This window comes from Citrobacter sp. U14242 (genome assembly GCF_046555775.1).
GTDB lineage: Bacteria > Pseudomonadota > Gammaproteobacteria > Enterobacterales > Enterobacteriaceae > Citrobacter.
Genome location: NZ_JBKGLW010000005.1, coordinates 261,491 through 277,149 on the forward strand (window position 1 = coordinate 261,491; position 15,659 = coordinate 277,149).

General features: G+C 51.8%; 20 protein-coding genes. 9 read left to right on the forward strand and 11 right to left on the reverse strand.

Annotated features, from left to right (window positions below; all coding sequences use genetic code 11):
* Nucleotides 1–48 precede the first annotated feature (48 nt).
* The 4 genes from cgtA to rplU all read right to left on the reverse strand — a co-directional run bounded on the left by cgtA (nucleotide 49) and on the right by rplU (nucleotide 2,918).
* Nucleotides 49–1,221, reverse strand: a complete 1,173-nt coding sequence (gene cgtA / locus ACLJXE_RS10510) for an Obg family GTPase CgtA (protein WP_286629386.1) — start codon at nucleotides 1,219–1,221, stop codon at nucleotides 49–51.
* A gap of 15 nt (nucleotides 1,222–1,236) precedes the next feature.
* Nucleotides 1,237–2,202, reverse strand: a complete 966-nt coding sequence (locus ACLJXE_RS10515) for a DMT family transporter (RefSeq protein WP_410750813.1) — start codon at nucleotides 2,200–2,202, stop codon at nucleotides 1,237–1,239.
* A 127-nt stretch (nucleotides 2,203–2,329) separates the two neighbouring features.
* Nucleotides 2,330–2,587: a 50S ribosomal protein L27 gene (gene rpmA / locus ACLJXE_RS10520; RefSeq protein WP_003025030.1), complete on the reverse strand. Its 258-nt coding sequence runs from the start codon at nucleotides 2,585–2,587 to the stop codon at nucleotides 2,330–2,332.
* A gap of 19 nt (nucleotides 2,588–2,606) precedes the next feature.
* On the reverse strand, nucleotides 2,607–2,918 hold the full coding sequence (gene rplU, locus ACLJXE_RS10525) for a 50S ribosomal protein L21 (protein ID WP_003025032.1): 312 nt from the start codon (nucleotides 2,916–2,918) through the stop codon (nucleotides 2,607–2,609).
* Nucleotides 2,919–3,176: 258 nt separating this feature from the next.
* Between rplU and ispB the strand changes: the two genes are divergently transcribed.
* Together ispB and sfsB are read left to right on the forward strand one after the other, a co-directional pair.
* Nucleotides 3,177–4,148, forward strand: a complete 972-nt coding sequence (ispB, locus tag ACLJXE_RS10530) for an octaprenyl diphosphate synthase (RefSeq protein WP_410750814.1) — start codon at nucleotides 3,177–3,179, stop codon at nucleotides 4,146–4,148.
* Between the two features lie 226 nt (nucleotides 4,149–4,374).
* Nucleotides 4,375–4,659: a DNA-binding transcriptional regulator SfsB gene (gene sfsB, locus ACLJXE_RS10535; RefSeq protein WP_410750815.1), complete on the forward strand. Its 285-nt coding sequence runs from the start codon at nucleotides 4,375–4,377 to the stop codon at nucleotides 4,657–4,659.
* A gap of 57 nt (nucleotides 4,660–4,716) precedes the next feature.
* On the opposite strand, the gene murA is transcribed toward sfsB, so the two are convergent.
* The 7 genes from murA to mlaF all read right to left on the reverse strand — a co-directional run bounded on the left by murA (nucleotide 4,717) and on the right by mlaF (nucleotide 9,565).
* Nucleotides 4,717–5,976, reverse strand: coding sequence for a UDP-N-acetylglucosamine 1-carboxyvinyltransferase (gene murA, locus ACLJXE_RS10540; protein ID WP_040234132.1), 1,260 nt, complete (start codon nucleotides 5,974–5,976; stop codon nucleotides 4,717–4,719).
* Nucleotides 5,977–6,029: 53 nt separating this feature from the next.
* Nucleotides 6,030–6,284: a BolA family iron metabolism protein IbaG gene (gene ibaG, locus ACLJXE_RS10545; RefSeq protein ID WP_005121314.1), complete on the reverse strand. Its 255-nt coding sequence runs from the start codon at nucleotides 6,282–6,284 to the stop codon at nucleotides 6,030–6,032.
* Between the two features lie 169 nt (nucleotides 6,285–6,453).
* On the reverse strand, nucleotides 6,454–6,747 hold the full coding sequence (gene mlaB, locus ACLJXE_RS10550) for a lipid asymmetry maintenance protein MlaB (protein ID WP_271449024.1): 294 nt from the start codon (nucleotides 6,745–6,747) through the stop codon (nucleotides 6,454–6,456).
* Entirely contained in the window at nucleotides 6,747–7,382 is a 636-nt protein-coding gene (gene mlaC, locus ACLJXE_RS10555) for a phospholipid-binding protein MlaC (RefSeq protein WP_286629382.1), read from the reverse strand. Before mlaC ends, mlaB begins: the two co-directional genes overlap by 1 nt.
* Before the next feature lie 18 nt (nucleotides 7,383–7,400).
* A complete protein-coding gene (gene mlaD / locus ACLJXE_RS10560; protein WP_048213507.1) occupies nucleotides 7,401–7,958 on the reverse strand; it encodes an outer membrane lipid asymmetry maintenance protein MlaD in 558 nt (185 codons plus the stop codon).
* 4 nt (nucleotides 7,959–7,962) lie between these two features.
* Entirely contained in the window at nucleotides 7,963–8,745 is a 783-nt protein-coding gene (mlaE, locus tag ACLJXE_RS10565) for a lipid asymmetry maintenance ABC transporter permease subunit MlaE (RefSeq protein WP_048213419.1), read from the reverse strand.
* Nucleotides 8,746–8,752: 7 nt separating this feature from the next.
* Complete coding sequence (gene mlaF / locus ACLJXE_RS10570; RefSeq protein WP_048213420.1) at nucleotides 8,753–9,565, reverse strand: phospholipid ABC transporter ATP-binding protein MlaF; 813 nt, start codon at nucleotides 9,563–9,565, stop codon at nucleotides 8,753–8,755.
* 214 nt (nucleotides 9,566–9,779) lie between these two features.
* Here mlaF and ACLJXE_RS10575 point away from each other — a divergent pair, with 214 nt between their 5' ends.
* The 7 genes from ACLJXE_RS10575 to rpoN are packed head-to-tail and all read left to right on the forward strand — an operon-like array spanning nucleotide 9,780 to nucleotide 15,651.
* Nucleotides 9,780–10,757, forward strand: coding sequence for a calcium/sodium antiporter (locus ACLJXE_RS10575; RefSeq protein WP_271440746.1), 978 nt, complete (start codon nucleotides 9,780–9,782; stop codon nucleotides 10,755–10,757).
* A gap of 13 nt (nucleotides 10,758–10,770) precedes the next feature.
* Entirely contained in the window at nucleotides 10,771–11,757 is a 987-nt protein-coding gene (kdsD, locus tag ACLJXE_RS10580) for an arabinose-5-phosphate isomerase KdsD (protein ID WP_410750816.1), read from the forward strand.
* Nucleotides 11,758–11,777: 20 nt separating this feature from the next.
* Nucleotides 11,778–12,344, forward strand: a complete 567-nt coding sequence (gene kdsC / locus ACLJXE_RS10585) for a 3-deoxy-manno-octulosonate-8-phosphatase KdsC (protein ID WP_286629381.1) — start codon at nucleotides 11,778–11,780, stop codon at nucleotides 12,342–12,344.
* Complete coding sequence (gene lptC, locus ACLJXE_RS10590) at nucleotides 12,341–12,916, forward strand: LPS export ABC transporter periplasmic protein LptC (RefSeq protein ID WP_410750817.1); 576 nt, start codon at nucleotides 12,341–12,343, stop codon at nucleotides 12,914–12,916. The genes kdsC and lptC overlap by 4 nt, the downstream gene beginning before the upstream one ends.
* Nucleotides 12,885–13,439, forward strand: coding sequence for a lipopolysaccharide ABC transporter substrate-binding protein LptA (gene lptA / locus ACLJXE_RS10595; RefSeq protein ID WP_286629380.1), 555 nt, complete (start codon nucleotides 12,885–12,887; stop codon nucleotides 13,437–13,439). Before lptC ends, lptA begins: the two co-directional genes overlap by 32 nt.
* Before the next feature lie 6 nt (nucleotides 13,440–13,445).
* Nucleotides 13,446–14,171 carry an LPS export ABC transporter ATP-binding protein gene (gene lptB / locus ACLJXE_RS10600; RefSeq protein WP_048213425.1) on the forward strand — a complete coding sequence of 242 codons (726 nt, stop codon included), beginning with the start codon at nucleotides 13,446–13,448 and terminating at the stop codon, nucleotides 14,169–14,171.
* A 46-nt stretch (nucleotides 14,172–14,217) separates the two neighbouring features.
* Nucleotides 14,218–15,651 (forward strand): RNA polymerase factor sigma-54, encoded by a 1,434-nt coding sequence (gene rpoN / locus ACLJXE_RS10605; RefSeq protein WP_410750818.1) that lies wholly within the window; start codon nucleotides 14,218–14,220, stop codon nucleotides 15,649–15,651.
* Nucleotides 15,652–15,659: the final 8 nt, after the last annotated feature.

Below are 15,659 nucleotides of genomic sequence, written 5' to 3' on the forward strand. Positions count from 1 at the left end.
ACCCTGGAAACCAAAACCCCGGCAACATGGCCGGGGTTTTGGTTGGGATTAACGCTTGTAAATGAACTCAACGCCTTCTTCGTCGTCTTCGTCCCAATCATCATCCCAGTCATCTTCCGCTTCGTCTTCGACTTCAGCGAGCTGCTGACGGTGATAATCATCCCACATGAACTCAACTTTCTCCGGCTGTTTCGCTTCTTCAGCCTGAACGATTGGGTTCTCAATGATAAAGGTCATCACATCCCAGCAAAGATCCTTCACACCCAGCTGGCTGGCGGCAGAGATCAGGTAATATTTACCTTCCCAGCCCAGCGCTTGCGCGATCGCTTTCGCTTTTTCTTCCGCTTCAGCTTTGTCCATCAAATCAATTTTGTTGAACACTAACCAGCGAGGTTTAGACGCCAGATCCTGACTGTATTTTTCCAGTTCGCCAATAATAATACGGGCATTTTCTACCGGATCGGAACCGTCAATCGGATCGATATCAATGAGGTGCAGCAGCACGCGGCAACGTTCCAGGTGCTTCAGGAAGCGAATACCAAGACCAGCGCCTTCAGCAGCGCCTTCAATCAGACCCGGGATATCAGCAACCACGAAGCTCTTTTCGTTGTCCATACGCACAACGCCGAGGCTCGGTACCAGCGTGGTGAATGGATAATCCGCCACTTTCGGTTTCGCCGCAGATACCGCGCGGATAAACGTCGATTTACCCGCGTTTGGCATACCCAGCATACCGACATCGGCTAACAGCATCAGCTCCAGCATCAGGTCACGTTTATCGCCAGGTGTACCCATCGTTTTCTGACGCGGGGTACGGTTGACCGACGATTTAAAACGGGTGTTACCCAGGCCGTGCCAGCCACCTTTAGCGACCATCAGACGCTGACCGTGTTTGGTCATGTCGCCCATCGTTTCGCCCGTACCCTGGTCGATAACCCGTGTCCCTACTGGCACTTTGATGGTAACGTCTTTACCACGCTTGCCGGTGCAATCACGGCTTGCGCCATTCTGACCACGTTCCGCACGGAATGATTTTTCAAAACGGTAATCAATCAGCGTGTTCAGGTTTTCGTCGGCTTCCAGCCAGACGTCACCGCCATCACCACCGTCACCACCGTCCGGACCGCCTTTGGGGATGTATTTTTCGCGGCGGAAGCTGACACAACCGTTACCGCCATCGCCTGCAACGACCAGAATCGATGCTTCATCAACAAACTTCATTTTACTCTCCGTAAATCATTCGCCTGAGCGGGGCTGCGAAACCACCGTTTCATGCTTACGTAAACCGCCCCAAATTCGATGACCAATGGCGGAATACATCGCGCCCGCAACCACGATAAACGCACCGAGATAACCTAAAAGGTTTAGCATCGGTCTGGCGAAGAAATCGGGCCAGGCCAGTGATAATAAATCTGAAAATAACAACGTAAACAGCGGAGTGAGCGTAATTATGGCGCTCACCTGTGCCGCCTGCCAGCGAGCCATTGCTTCCGCAAGGGCACCGTATCCTACCAGTGTATTCAGGCCGCAGAACACGAGGCAGGCAAGCTGCCAGTCGCTGAGTTGCGCTATTACACCGGGTTTAGCCAGCGGCAACAACGCTATCGTACATAAAGTGTACAGTAAAAACAGGATCTGAGGTGATGCCAGGCGGCGCAATAACACCTTTTGCGCGACCCCATAACACACCCAAACCGTCGCGGCACCGACACCAAAGATCACGCCCCAGGTGTAATCGGTCAGCCGGGTAAAAATTTCGATCAGACTGGTATTAAAAAACAACACCAACCCGCTCAGAAGCATAATGGCACCAATAACCTGCGTACCGCGCATCTTTTCCTTCAGGATAAAGACACTGGCGATCATCATGCCAACAGGTGACAGTTGACCGATAACCTGCGAAGCCGTTGGGCTCAAATATTGTAAAGACGAACTAAACAGAATGAAGTTACCGAACAGTCCACCAGTGGCAATAGCCAACAGCACCAGCCAACGCGCTTTGCGAAAAATACGCAATGGCGGGAGCTTTTTTTTAACCGCAAGAATAGCGCCAAGGCCAATGCTTGCCATTAAAAAACGGTAGAACACTACGGTAGGAGGTTCCATCACCTCCAGCACTTGCTTCATCGCTATTGGTAAAGCCCCCCAACAGACAGCTGTCGTGAGTGCTAAAAGAATACCAATACCTGCCTGCTGCTTCATGCCGTATTCCCTGCAAGGGCTCGTTTCCGGGTTATCACGGCGCGACGAGCGTATTTACCGGTCGTCGAATGTAAAAAGCCCCGCAACGTGTTGCGGGGCTTTTATCCGTTACCGGGACGCGAAAAACTTATTCAGCAACAATGCTGATGAATTTACGGTTTTTCGGGCCTTTCACTTCAAATTTCACTTTACCGTCTGCTTTAGCAAACAGAGTGTGGTCTTTGCCGCAACCAACGTTGGAGCCAGCGTGGAATTTAGTACCACGTTGACGAACGATGATGCTACCAGCCAGAACTGTTTCACCGCCGAAGCGTTTTACGCCCAGACGTTTAGCTTCTGAATCGCGACCGTTACGAGTCGAGCCGCCAGCCTTTTTATGTGCCATTTAATCTGCTCCCCTTAACTTAAGCGCTGATGCCAGTGATTTTCACATCAGTGAACCACTGACGATGGCCCTGCTGCTTACGGTAGTGTTTACGACGACGAAACTTAACAATTTTAACTTTCTCGCCACGACCGTGAGCAACGACTTCAGCTTTGATAACGCCGCCATCAACGAAAGGAACGCCGATTTTGACTTCTTCACCGTTTGCGATCATCAGAACTTCAGCGAACTCAACAGATTCGCCAGTTGCGATGTCCAGCTTTTCCAGGCGAACGGTCTGACCTTCGCTTACTCGGTGTTGTTTACCACCACTTTGGAAAACCGCGTACATAAAAAACTCCGCTTCCGCGCACACCTTTTTGATGATTCAGAGTGCGCTATAAATATTCACAATAGGGCGCGAATATTACGCAAAACGCGAGCCTTTGACAAGTGCTACCGTCAATACATGAAGAAAAAAAACACAACGTGTACCGTAACGTTTATCTGCGGCGTTTTTTCAGTACAATCAACATATATTTCTAACCCTAAACCCGACGTTACCTTCTCAAATAGTGAGGTAATCGGGGCGAGAAGCCCGGCTTTTGCGATGAATTTAGAAAAAATCAATGAGTTAACCGCGCAAGATATGGCGGGTGTCAATGCGACAATCCTTGAACAGCTCAATTCCGACGTCCAGTTGATCAATCAATTGGGGTACTACATCGTGAGCGGCGGCGGAAAACGCATTCGCCCAATGATCGCCGTACTCGCGGCGCGTGCCGTTGGTTATCAGGAAAATGCCCATGTCACGATCGCTGCCTTAATCGAGTTTATCCACACCGCAACCCTGCTTCATGACGATGTTGTGGATGAATCCGACATGCGCCGTGGGAAAGCCACGGCAAACGCAGCGTTTGGCAATGCTGCCAGCGTTCTGGTCGGCGATTTTATCTATACCCGCGCCTTTCAGATGATGACCAGCCTCGGCTCCCTGAAAGTGCTGGAAGTGATGTCTAAAGCGGTCAACGTCATTGCTGAAGGCGAAGTCCTTCAGTTAATGAACGTCAACGACCCGGATATCACCGAAGAAAACTATATGCGTGTTATCTACAGCAAGACGGCGCGTCTGTTTGAAGCCGCGGCCCAATGTTCAGGTATCCTTGCAGGTTGTAGCGATGAGCAAGAGAAAGGCTTACAGGATTATGGTCGCTACCTCGGAACGGCTTTCCAGCTTATCGACGATTTACTGGATTACAGCGCAGATGGCGAACAGTTGGGTAAAAACGTGGGTGATGACCTCAACGAAGGTAAACCTACGCTACCGTTGCTGCATGCGATGCGCCACGGCACCCCTGAGCAGGCGCAAATGATTCGCCAGGCGATTGAGCAAGGGAATGGTCGCCACCTTCTGGAGCCGGTTCTGGCGGCGATGAACGCTTGCGGGTCACTGGAATGGACCCGTCAACGCGCAGAAGAAGAGGCTGATAAAGCCATCGCGGCACTTCAGGTACTTCCAGATACTCCGTGGAAAGAAGCCCTGATTGGCCTGGCGCATATCGCCGTACAGCGCGACCGTTAATTTTCCTCTCCTCGCCTCGCTTTCCAGCATCCCGTGCAGCACACGGGATGCGCTTATAAACTCCAATAGACTCCACAAAACAGCCAGGTCACTCGCATAATTTTGGCATATTCTGAATATATAAGAACCTTACGAGAACATTTTAGAGCATTCGTTCTCAGAGCGTATAGTAACTCCACAGGCTGATTGTGAAACCTAACAGGTTAACCAAAGGAGATGTGGAACTATGGAAAGCAAATTCATTGACTGGCATCCGGCTGACATCATCGCGGGGCTACGCAAAAAAGGTACGTCAATGGCCGCTGAGTCACGTAAGAATGGCTTAAGTTCATCAACGCTGGCAAATACGTTAACCCGACCGTGGCCGAAAGGTGAATTGATTATCGCGAAAGCACTGGGAACAGACCCGTGGGTAATTTGGCCGTCACGCTACCATGACGCCAGGACGCATGAATTCATCGACAGAACGCGAATGATGAGAGTACGGAAAGCAAAAGAGAATATTGAGTAACGGTAAAGCAGCAACCCCCGGATCAACGATCCTGGGGGTTACAAGACGCGTTGGCGATTACTCGCCTTTAATGCGCTCAATGTTTGCGCCCAGCGCACGCAATTTATCCTCGATGCGCTCATAGCCGCGATCGATGTGATAAATACGGTCAACGACCGTTGTGCCTTCAGCGATACATCCCGCTAATACCAAACTTGCGGACGCACGCAGATCGGTCGCCATTACCTGTGCACCGGAGAGCGTTTCAACGCCGTGACAAATCACAGTATTGCTTTCGATCTCCGCGTGAGCACCCATACGGCTCAGTTCAGGCACGTGCATAAAGCGATTTTCAAACACGGTTTCCGTAATGAAGCCAGTACCTTCGGCCACCAGGTTCAACAGTGTGAACTGGGCCTGCATGTCAGTCGGGAAAGCCGGATGTGGCGCAGTGCGCACGTTAACTGCTTTAGGACGTTTGCCGTGCATGTCGAGGCTAATCCAGTCTTCACCGACTTCGATATCCGCACCGGCATCACGCAGCTTCGCCAGAACAGCATCCAGTGTGTCTGGTTGTGCATTACGGCAGATGATTTTTCCGCGAGAAATCGCCGCCGCCACCAGGAACGTCCCGGTTTCAATACGGTCTGGCAGAACGCGATACACACCGCCACCGAGACGTTCAACGCCTTCAATGGTAATACGATCGGTACCCTGCCCTGTGATCTTCGCACCGAGCGCAATCAGGAAATTAGCGGTATCCACAATTTCCGGTTCGCGGGCGGCGTTTTCGATGATGGTGGTGCCTTCTGCAAGCGTTGCCGCGCACATAATGGTGACCGTTGCACCGACACTCACTTTGTCCATGACAATGTGTGCGCCTTTCAAACGGCCCTCAACGGACGCCTTCACATAGCCTTCTTCCAGCTTGATGGTGGCACCTAACTGCTCGAGGCCGGTAATGTGCAGGTCAACCGGACGCGCACCAATTGTGCAGCCGCCCGGCAATGACACCTGACCCTGACCAAAACGAGCCACCAACGGCCCTAATGCCCAGATGGACGCACGCATGGTTTTCACCAGATCGTACGGTGCACAGAAGACGTTAACGTCACGCGCATCAATGTGCACAGACCCATTACGCTCTACTTTCGCCCCCAACTGGCTCAGCAACTTCATGGAGGTATCGACGTCCTTCAGTTTCGGGACGTTTTGAATTTCTACAGGTTCTTCAGCCAGCAGCGCCGCAAAAAGGATCGGCAGTGCGGCGTTTTTAGCGCCTGAAATAGTGACTTCGCCCTGGAGCTTCGTTGGCCCCTGAACACGGAATTTATCCATTATTCTGTTCTCTGTTAAGAATTCATCTTCGCTACCGGCATCACACCCGTAGCTCAAAAACCGTTAAGTTTGCGATCACGCGCCCATTCCGCTGGGGTAAACGCTTTAATCGACACAGCATGAATGCGGTTATCCGCAATATACTCCATCAATGGACCATAGACCGATTGCTGCTTCTTGACCCGGCTCATGCCGTCAAACATCTCACCCACGGCAATAACCTGAAAGTGACTGCCGTCACCAGAAACGTGGACTTCCTGGAGGGAGAGTGCGTTCATCAGCACGCTCTGAATTTCATTATTTTCCATGGGTTCTTCATTCGTCAGATAGTGAAAACAGCCCAACATCTTAGAGCAAAGTGGCGCTGTCATAAATAAGCAAAAAGCCTCGCTGATAAATCAGACAAGGCTTTGGCGGCAGATCCCCTGTGATGGAGGTGCTGAATGAAGGCACAAGGCCTTATCCAGCCTGGAAAAATTAACGCGGAAGGACGTCGTCAGGCAAATTGTAAAGCTGTGCCAGGGTATAAACCTTATCGTTAACACCGGTAAGCGAAACGCGATTTCCCTGTTGCTTGCCCTGGTCAACCAGATGCAACAGCAATGCCAGACCACCGGTATCAACCCGGGAGACCTGGCTCAGATCGATGCAGGTTACCCCTTTCATCGCCTCAACACGTGCATCCCATAACGGATTTAACACGTCCTGATCCAGCTCTCCCGCGAGCGTCAGTTTGTCACCTTCACGCGTCCAGGTGAGTGACTGCGTCATTATTTCTTCTCTTCCAGAGTGATTTTCTGCTGAGAGATAGATTTCAGCTGTGCAGTCAGGCCATCAATACCTTTCGTGCGCAGCAGGTCGCTCCACTCATTCTGTTTAGTCGTGATCATACTGACGCCTTCGGCGATCATGTCATACGCTTGCCAGTGACCGGTTTGGGAGTTTTTACGCCACTGGAAATCCAGGCGCACCGGAGGACGACCGTTTGGATCGATAATCGTCACGCGGATAGGCACGATGGTCGCATCACCCAGCGGTTGTTCCGGTGCGATCTGATAGGTCTGACCGTGGTACATCGCCAGCGCCTGACCGTAGGCTTGCTTCAGGTATTCACGAAACGCGGCGAAATAAGCGTCACGCTGCGCAGGCGTAGCTTCTTTGTAGTAGCGCCCTAAAACCAGCGCCCCCGCATATTTCACTTGCACATACGGCAGCAGTTCCTGGTCGACAACATCACGCAGATAATCCGGGTTAGAACGGATCTTCGGCTGTTCGTTTTTCAGACGATCGAAAGTTTTCTGCGCCGCCTCATTCATCAGTTTATACGGGTTTGTCTGGTCCGCTGCGGTTGCCACGCTAAGTGGAGCAATGACCAGCATAGCCACCATCATCAATCGTTTAAACATACGTCGATTCTCCTGAGATTATTTCGTTGCGCCCGCAGGCGTAGTGGCTTCATTATTGCCTTCAGTTGCGGCTGGCGCATCGCCAGAATTCTTATTGTCATCACCTTTACTGTTACTGTTGTAGAGGAATTGACCAATCATATCCTCCAGCACCATCGCGGATTTAGTGTCCTGAATCGTACTGCCATCTTTGAGGATAGACGTTCCCAGCTCAGGATCTTCAAAACCCACGTTTAATGCCAGGTACTGCTCACCCAGCAGACCAGAGGTGCGGATGCTCAGCGAGCTGGTGTCCGGGATATGGTTAAAGCGCGATTCGATGTCCAGCGTTACGCGTGGCAGGTATGTTTTGGGATCTAACGAGATATCCGAAACTCGCCCCACAACAACCCCACCTATCCGCACTGGAGAGCGCTCTCTCAGGCCGCCGATATTATCAAAGGTCGCATAAACCGTGTAGGTTGGTTCAGTACGCATGGAGGTCACATTAGCCGCTTTCAGGCAGACAAATAACGCCGCCAGCAGCGCAACCAGCAGGAATACCCCGACCCAAATTTCATTTTTTTTCGTTTGCATGAACTCAATTCCCAAACATCAGTGCGGTCAGCACAAAATCCAGCCCCAGAACGGCAAGAGATGCGTGCACAACGGTGCGTGTCGTAGCCCGGCTAATTCCGGCAGAGGTCGGAATCGCATCATAACCATTGAACAATGCAATCCATGTGACCGTAATGGCGAACACCACGCTCTTAATCAAACAGTTGACCAGATCCAGACGCCAGTCGACGGCATTTTGCATAGCCGACCAGAAAAAGCCTGCATCAATCCCCTTCCAGCTAACGCCTACCAGCGAACCACCCCAGATCCCAACCGCGACAAAAATAATCGTCAGCAGCGGCAATGAAATGACACCCGCCCAAAAACGCGGAGAGACCACTCGACGCAGAGGGTCAACCGCCATCATTTCCAGGCTGGAAAGTTGCTCGGTTGCCCGCATCAGGCCAATTTCCGCGGTTAACGCCGATCCGGCCCGCCCGGCGAACAGCAGCGCCGCAACAACTGGCCCCAGTTCTCGCAGCAAGGACAGCGCCACCAGCATACCGAGACTGGTTTCTGCACTGTAGGTTGTCAGGACCAGGTATCCCTGCAATCCCAGCACCATCCCGATGAACACGCCAGAAACGATAATGATCAGCATCGACAGGACACCGACATTATAGAGCTGGCGGATCAGCAGCGGCGCATGTTTGCGAAACTCCGGCTTGCCGACTACCGCATTGAACAACATTAATCCGGCTCGCCCGAACGTCCTGAGGGTTTTTATCCCTCGATGTCCGAGTGATGCCAGCGCATTTAACAACATGGGTGGCTTAACTCCCTGTTTTGAGTAAATCGGTGTGGTAATCGCCCGCCGGGTAGCGGAACGGAACCGGCCCATCGGCGATACCATCGAGGAACTGACGCACGCGCGGATCGGCATTTTCTTGTAGTGCCTGAGCACTACCGTAGGCCACTATCTTTTTGTCAGCCATGATATAGGCGTAATCTGCAATACTCAGTACCTCTGGCACATCGTGAGAGACCACCACGCAGGTGACGCCCAGCGCGTTGTTCAGCTCTGAAATCAGCTTCACCAGCACACCCATGGTGATAGGATCCTGACCGACGAACGGTTCATCAAACATAATGAGATCAGGCTCCAGCGCAATGGCGCGCGCTAATGCCGCACGTCGCGCCATCCCACCGGATAATTCAGAAGGCATGAGTTTTGCCGCACCACGCAGGCCGACGGCCTCCAGCTTCATCATCACCGTGCTCTTGAGCAACGCCTTGGGCAGCGTCGTATGCTCACGCAGTGGATAAGCAACGTTGTCAAACACGTTCATGTCGGTAAACAGCGCACCGGACTGAAACAGCATACTCATGCGCTTACGCACGGTGTACAAACGTGAACGAGACATGGCTGGGACGTTTTCGCCGTCAAACAGGATTTCGCCCTTATCTGGCGGGATCTGCCCGCCAATCAGACGTAACAGCGTCGTTTTGCCGATGCCAGATGGCCCCATGATCGCCGTCACCTTACCGCGCGGCACCGTCAGGGAAATATTATCAAAGATGCAGCGGTCACCTCGGGAAAAGCTGACATCGCGCATATCGACTAGATTCGCCACAGACTGACCCATTGATTCATCCTTTACTATTGCCTCGTTGATCGAAGAGTTGGCGCTCAATTTAGCCCTGAACTCGACATATTTACAGATTATTGGCTGTCCTGGTTAGCGAAAGCTGGCATTTGTTTTACTTTTTAGCCGCATAAAGTCAAAATTAAGAATTCGTTACGGCTTCCAGAAGATCCTTCAAGTGGACCGGCGAGTATACCTGAAGAAAGGACTTTAGATGCTTTTAGCGACGGCACTGTTAATAATTGGTTTACTTCTGGTGGTCTACGGTGCCGACCGTCTGGTATTTGCTGCATCCATTTTATGCCGCACCTTTGGTATCCCCCCCATCATTATTGGAATGACGGTCGTCAGCATCGGCACGTCCCTACCTGAGATTATTGTCTCTGTTGCGGCATCAATGAATGGGCAGCTCGATTTAGCCGTCGGTACCGCCATCGGCTCCAACATCACCAATATTCTTCTTATTTTAGGCCTGTCAGCACTCATTCATCCTTTTACCGTGCATTCTGATGTTCTGCGTCGTGAATTACCGTTAATGTTGCTGGTAAGCATTTTGGCCGCGTCCGTACTGTATGACGGGCAGTTAAGCCGCAGTGATGGCCTCTTTCTTCTGCTTCTGGCCGTGCTATGGCTGCTATTCATTGTTAAAATCGCCCGTCTGGCAGAACGTCAGGGCAATGACAGCCTGACCCGGGAGCAAGTTGCGGAACTGCCTCGCGAAGGCGGATTGCCTGTCGCATTTTTATGGCTGGGGATAGCGCTGATCATTATGCCAATGGCAACGCGTATGGTGGTTGATAACGCCACTGTACTGGCAAATTACTTTGCCATGAGCGAGCTTACTATCGGTTTGACGGTCGTGGCCATTGGTACCAGTCTGCCAGAACTGGCAACCGCCATTGCAGGTTTGCGTAAAGGTGAAAACGATATTGCCGTCGGTAACATCATCGGCGCGAACATTTTTAATATTGTTATTGTTCTTGGGTTACCTGCACTGATTACACCGGGCGAGGTCAACCCGATGGCCTTCATCCGTGACTATAGCGTCATGCTGCTGGTGAGCGTTATTTTTGCATTACTCTGCTGGCGACGCCCGCGCCAGATTGGTCGTGGCGCGGGTGCGCTTCTGACCAGCGGTTTTATCATATGGCTGGCGATGCTGTATTGGTTATCGCCACTTCTCGTTGGATAACTGGAAACGCATTATGTCGCACTTAGAGTTGCAACCGGGTTTTGACTTTCAGCAAGCAGGCAAGGACGTCCTGACAATTGAACGTGAAGGCCTGGCGGAGCTTGATCAGTACATCAACCAGAACTTTACCCTCGCCTGTGAAAAGATTTTCAGTTGCCCGGGCAAAGTCGTGGTGATGGGAATGGGAAAATCAGGGCATATCGGGCGCAAAATGGCCGCCACGTTTGCCAGTACCGGCACGCCCTCATTTTTTGTGCATCCTGGCGAAGCCGCACACGGCGATCTGGGTATGGTGTCACCGCAGGACGTGGTGATCGCCATTTCTAACTCCGGCGAATCCAATGAGATTGCCGCGTTAATCCCGGTGCTCAAACGCCTTCACGTCCCCCTTATCTGCATGACCGGCCGTCCGGAAAGCAGTATGGCGCGTGCAGCAGATGTACATCTGTGTGTTAAAGTGCCCAAAGAAGCCTGCCCATTAGGTCTGGCACCGACCAGCAGCACGACCGCAACGCTGGTCATGGGCGATGCGCTTGCCGTTGCGTTACTAAAAGCACGCGGCTTCACCGCAGAAGATTTTGCGTTATCTCATCCTGGTGGCGCACTGGGGCGTAAGCTTTTGTTGCGCGTTAACGATATTATGCATACGGGAGACGAAATCCCGCATGTGACTAAAAGCGCCAGTCTGCGTGACGCCTTACTGGAGATCACACGGAAAAATCTCGGCATGACCGTCATTTGCGATGATGCGATGAAGATTGACGGCATCTTTACGGATGGCGATTTACGTCGTGTCTTCGATATGGGCGTTGATGTACGCCAGTTAGGCATTGCCGATGTGATGACCCCTGGGGGCATTCGCGTGCGTCCAGGGATTCTTGCCGTTGATGCCCTGAACTTAATGCAGTCCCGCCATATCACCTCGGTTATGGTTGCTGATGGCGACCAGTTACTGGGTGTGTTACATATGCATGATCTGCTGCGTGCAGGTGTAGTGTAAGAAACTCAAGGATAAAGAAAATGAGTAAAGCAGGTGCGTCGCTTGCGACCTGTTATGGACCCGTCAGCACTGACGTCATCACCAGGGCAGAAAACATCCGTCTGCTGATCCTTGATGTGGATGGCGTACTGTCTGATGGTCTGATTTATATGGGCAACAACGGTGAAGAGCTGAAGGCGTTTAACGTCCGCGATGGCTACGGCATTCGTTGTGCGCTCACTTCCGGTATTGAGGTTGCCATTATTACCGGACGAAAGGCTAAACTTGTAGAAGATCGCTGTGCCACATTAGGGATCACACATCTGTATCAGGGGCAGTCGGACAAACTGGTTGCCTTTGGCGATCTGCTTAGCAAACTGGCGATCGCGCCTGAGAATGTGGCGTATGTTGGCGATGACCTGATCGACTGGCCGGTGATGGCAAAAGTGGGATTAAGCATAGCGGTAGCGGATGCTCATCCGTTGCTGATCCCGCGGGCCGATTACGTCACCCGTATCGACGGGGGGCGCGGCGCAGTTCGCGAAGTCTGCGACTTATTACTCCTGGCGCAGGGCAAACTGGATGAGGCCAAAGGGCAATCGATATGAGCAAAACCAGACGTTGGGTTATCATTCTACTGTCGCTGGCTGTCCTTGTGATGATTGGTATTAACCTGGCAGACAAAGACGACACGACTCAGGTTGTCGTAAATAACAACGAGCCAACCTATAAGAGCGAGCATACCGACACCGTCGTGTACAGCCCTGAGGGCGCGCTGAGCTACCATTTGATCGCGCAACACGTTGAATATTATTCAGATCAAGCAGTTTCGTGGTTCACCCAACCGGTGTTAACCACATTTGATAAGGACAAAGTACCGACCTGGTCTATCAAAGCCGATAAGGCCAAATTGACCAACGATCGGATGCTGTACCTGTATGGCCATGTTGAGGTTAACGCGCTGGTGCCTGACTCTCAACTACGCAGAATTACTACCGATAACGCGCAGATCAACCTTGTGACGCAAGATGTCACTTCCGATGATCTGGTCACGTTGTATGGAACAACATTTAACTCCAGCGGACTGAAGATGCGCGGCAACTTACGCAGCAAGAACGCCGAGCTGATTGAAAAGGTTAGAACCTCATATGAAATCCAAAACAAACAAACTCAGCCTTAATCTTGTGCTTGCCAGCTCACTTCTGGCCGCCAGCATTCCGGCATTTGCCGTCACTGGCGATACCGAGCAGCCGATTCACATTGAATCGGACCAGCAGTCTCTGGATATGCAGGGCAACGTGGTGACGTTTACCGGCAATGTCATCGTGACGCAGGGCACGATCAAAATTAATGCCGATAAGGTCGTCGTCACTCGTCCGGGCGGTGAAGACGGTAAAGAAGTGATTGATGGTTATGGCAATCCGGCGACCTTTTACCAGATGCAGGACAATGGTAAACCGGTTAAAGGCCGCGCCTCACAGATGCACTATGAGCTGGCAAAAGATTTTGTCGTCCTTACCGGTAAGGCTTATCTGGAACAGCTCGATAGCAACATCACGGGCGATAAGATCACCTATCTGGTAAAAGAACAGAAAATGCAGGCCTTCAGTGAGAAAGGCAAACGCGTCACCACCGTTCTGGTTCCGTCGCAATTGCAGGACAAAAACAAGACCAAGACTCCGGCAGAGAAAAAAGGTAACTGATTCGTTATGGCAACATTAACTGCAAAGAATCTTGCAAAAGCCTACAAAGGCCGTCGTGTGGTGGAAGATGTCAGCCTGACCGTCAACTCCGGGGAGATCGTCGGTCTGCTCGGCCCTAACGGTGCGGGCAAAACAACAACCTTTTACATGGTAGTCGGTATTGTGCCGCGCGATGCTGGCAACATTATCATTGATGACGAAGATATCAGTCTGTTACCCCTGCATGCGCGTGCCCGTCGCGGTATCGGGTACTTACCGCAGGAAGCCTCTATTTTTCGTCGCCTGAGTGTATTTGATAACCTGATGGCGGTTCTGCAAATTCGTGATGATCTCTCCAGCGAGCAACGTGAAGATCGCGCCAATGAGCTGATGGAAGAATTCCATATCGAACATCTGCGTGACAGCCTTGGACAGGCACTCTCCGGTGGGGAACGCCGCCGTGTGGAGATCGCTCGCGCACTGGCCGCTAATCCAAAATTTATCCTGTTGGATGAACCCTTTGCCGGTGTTGACCCCATTTCCGTTATTGATATCAAACGTATTATTGAACACCTGCGCGACAGCGGGCTTGGCGTGCTGATTACCGACCATAACGTGCGCGAAACGCTGGCTGTTTGTGAGCGCGCCTACATTGTGAGCCAGGGACATCTGATCGCACACGGTACGCCGACAGAAATCCTGCAGGACGAGCACGTAAAACGCGTATACCTTGGGGAAGACTTCAGACTCTGATAGGGTAGTAGACTTCACGTCACCGCAGGAGACAACAACTCTGAACATGAAGCAAGGTTTGCAACTCAGGCTTAGCCAACAACTGGCGATGACGCCTCAGCTACAACAGGCTATCCGTCTGTTGCAGTTGTCCACGCTGGAACTTCAGCAAGAACTTCAGCAAGCGCTGGAAAGTAACCCACTGCTCGAGCAAACCGATCTTCACGACGAAATTGATACCCAGGAAAAGCAGGATAGCGAATCCCTCGATACGGCTGACGCACTCGAACAAAAAGAGATGCCGGAAGAGCTACCGCTGGATGCAAGTTGGGATGAGATTTACACCGCAGGTACGCCGTCTGGCACCAGCGGGGATTACATCGATGACGAGCTGCCTGTGTATCAGGGTGAAACCACGCAATCGCTGCAAGATTACCTGATGTGGCAGGTGGAACTGACTCCATTCTCAGACACCGATCGTGCTATTGCCACGTCAATTGTGGATGCAGTCGACGAAACAGGCTATCTCACCGTCACGCTGGACGACATTCTCGACAGCATGGGCGATGACGACGTCGGTATCGATGAAATCGAAGCCGTGCTTAAACGCGTTCAGCGGTTTGATCCCGTTGGCGTGGCGGCAAAAGATCTCCGCGATTGCTTACTGATCCAGCTTTCGCAGTTTGACAAAGCCACACCATGGCTGGAAGAAGCACGTCTGATCATCAGCGATCACCTTGATCTGCTCGCCAACCACGACTTCCGTACGCTGATGCGCGTAACCCGACTGAAAGAAGATGTGCTGAAAGAAGCCGTCAATCTTATCCAGTCGCTTGACCCAAGACCCGGACAGTCTATCCAGACCGGTGAACCAGAGTACGTGATCCCGGATGTGCTGGTGCGTAAGCATAACGATCGCTGGGTAGTAGAACTCAACAGTGACAGCATTCCGCGTTTACAGATTAACCAACACTACGCCGCTCTGTGCAATAACGCGCGCAATGATGCTGACAGCCAGTTTATTCGTAGCAACCTTCAGGATGCGAAATGGCTGATTAAAAGTCTGGAAAGCCGTAATGACACGCTATTGCGCGTAAGCCGCTGTATCGTTGAGCAACAACAGGCCTTCTTTGAGCAAGGCGAAGAGTATATGAAACCGATGGTTCTGGCAGATATCGCCCAGGCCGTCGAGATGCATGAATCGACCATTTCCCGAGTGACCACGCAAAAGTATCTGCACAGTCCACGCGGCATTTTTGAATTGAAGTATTTTTTCTCCAGTCACGTCAACACTGAAGGTGGAGGCGAAGCCTCTTCCACAGCAATCCGCGCACTGGTGAAGAAATTAATTGCTGCGGAGAACCCTGCGAAACCGCTGAGTGACAGCAAGTTAACCTCTATGCTGTCAGAACAAGGTATCATGGTGGCGCGCCGCACCGTTGCGAAGTACCGAGAGTCTTTATCCATTCCGCCGTCTAACCAGCGCAAACAGCTGGTTTGACCCAACCG

Excerpts from the sequence above, each read along its gene's own strand:
- cgtA (WP_286629386.1), bottom strand. The coding sequence starts at position 1,221 with ATGAAGTTTGTTGATGAAGCATCGATTCTGGTCGTTGCAGGCGATGGC.
- ACLJXE_RS10515 (WP_410750813.1), bottom strand. The coding sequence starts at position 2,202 with ATGAAGCAGCAGGCAGGTATTGGTATTCTTTTAGCACTCACGACAGCT.
- rpmA (WP_003025030.1), bottom strand. The coding sequence starts at position 2,587 with ATGGCACATAAAAAGGCTGGCGGCTCGACTCGTAACGGTCGCGATTCA.
- rplU (WP_003025032.1), bottom strand. The coding sequence starts at position 2,918 with ATGTACGCGGTTTTCCAAAGTGGTGGTAAACAACACCGAGTAAGCGAA.
- ispB (WP_410750814.1), top strand. The coding sequence starts at position 3,177 with ATGAATTTAGAAAAAATCAATGAGTTAACCGCGCAAGATATGGCGGGT.
- sfsB (WP_410750815.1), top strand. The coding sequence starts at position 4,375 with ATGGAAAGCAAATTCATTGACTGGCATCCGGCTGACATCATCGCGGGG.
- murA (WP_040234132.1), bottom strand. The coding sequence starts at position 5,976 with ATGGATAAATTCCGTGTTCAGGGGCCAACGAAGCTCCAGGGCGAAGTC.
- ibaG (WP_005121314.1), bottom strand. The coding sequence starts at position 6,284 with ATGGAAAATAATGAAATTCAGAGCGTGCTGATGAACGCACTCTCCCTC.
- mlaB (WP_271449024.1), bottom strand. The coding sequence starts at position 6,747 with ATGACGCAGTCACTCACCTGGACGCGTGAAGGTGACAAACTGACGCTC.
- mlaC (WP_286629382.1), bottom strand. The coding sequence starts at position 7,382 with ATGTTTAAACGATTGATGATGGTGGCTATGCTGGTCATTGCTCCACTT.
- mlaD (WP_048213507.1), bottom strand. The coding sequence starts at position 7,958 with ATGCAAACGAAAAAAAATGAAATTTGGGTCGGGGTATTCCTGCTGGTT.
- mlaE (WP_048213419.1), bottom strand. The coding sequence starts at position 8,745 with ATGTTGTTAAATGCGCTGGCATCACTCGGACATCGAGGGATAAAAACC.
- mlaF (WP_048213420.1), bottom strand. The coding sequence starts at position 9,565 with ATGGGTCAGTCTGTGGCGAATCTAGTCGATATGCGCGATGTCAGCTTT.
- ACLJXE_RS10575 (WP_271440746.1), top strand. The coding sequence starts at position 9,780 with ATGCTTTTAGCGACGGCACTGTTAATAATTGGTTTACTTCTGGTGGTC.
- kdsD (WP_410750816.1), top strand. The coding sequence starts at position 10,771 with ATGTCGCACTTAGAGTTGCAACCGGGTTTTGACTTTCAGCAAGCAGGC.
- kdsC (WP_286629381.1), top strand. The coding sequence starts at position 11,778 with ATGAGTAAAGCAGGTGCGTCGCTTGCGACCTGTTATGGACCCGTCAGC.
- lptC (WP_410750817.1), top strand. The coding sequence starts at position 12,341 with ATGAGCAAAACCAGACGTTGGGTTATCATTCTACTGTCGCTGGCTGTC.
- lptA (WP_286629380.1), top strand. The coding sequence starts at position 12,885 with ATGAAATCCAAAACAAACAAACTCAGCCTTAATCTTGTGCTTGCCAGC.
- lptB (WP_048213425.1), top strand. The coding sequence starts at position 13,446 with ATGGCAACATTAACTGCAAAGAATCTTGCAAAAGCCTACAAAGGCCGT.
- rpoN (WP_410750818.1), top strand. The coding sequence starts at position 14,218 with ATGAAGCAAGGTTTGCAACTCAGGCTTAGCCAACAACTGGCGATGACG.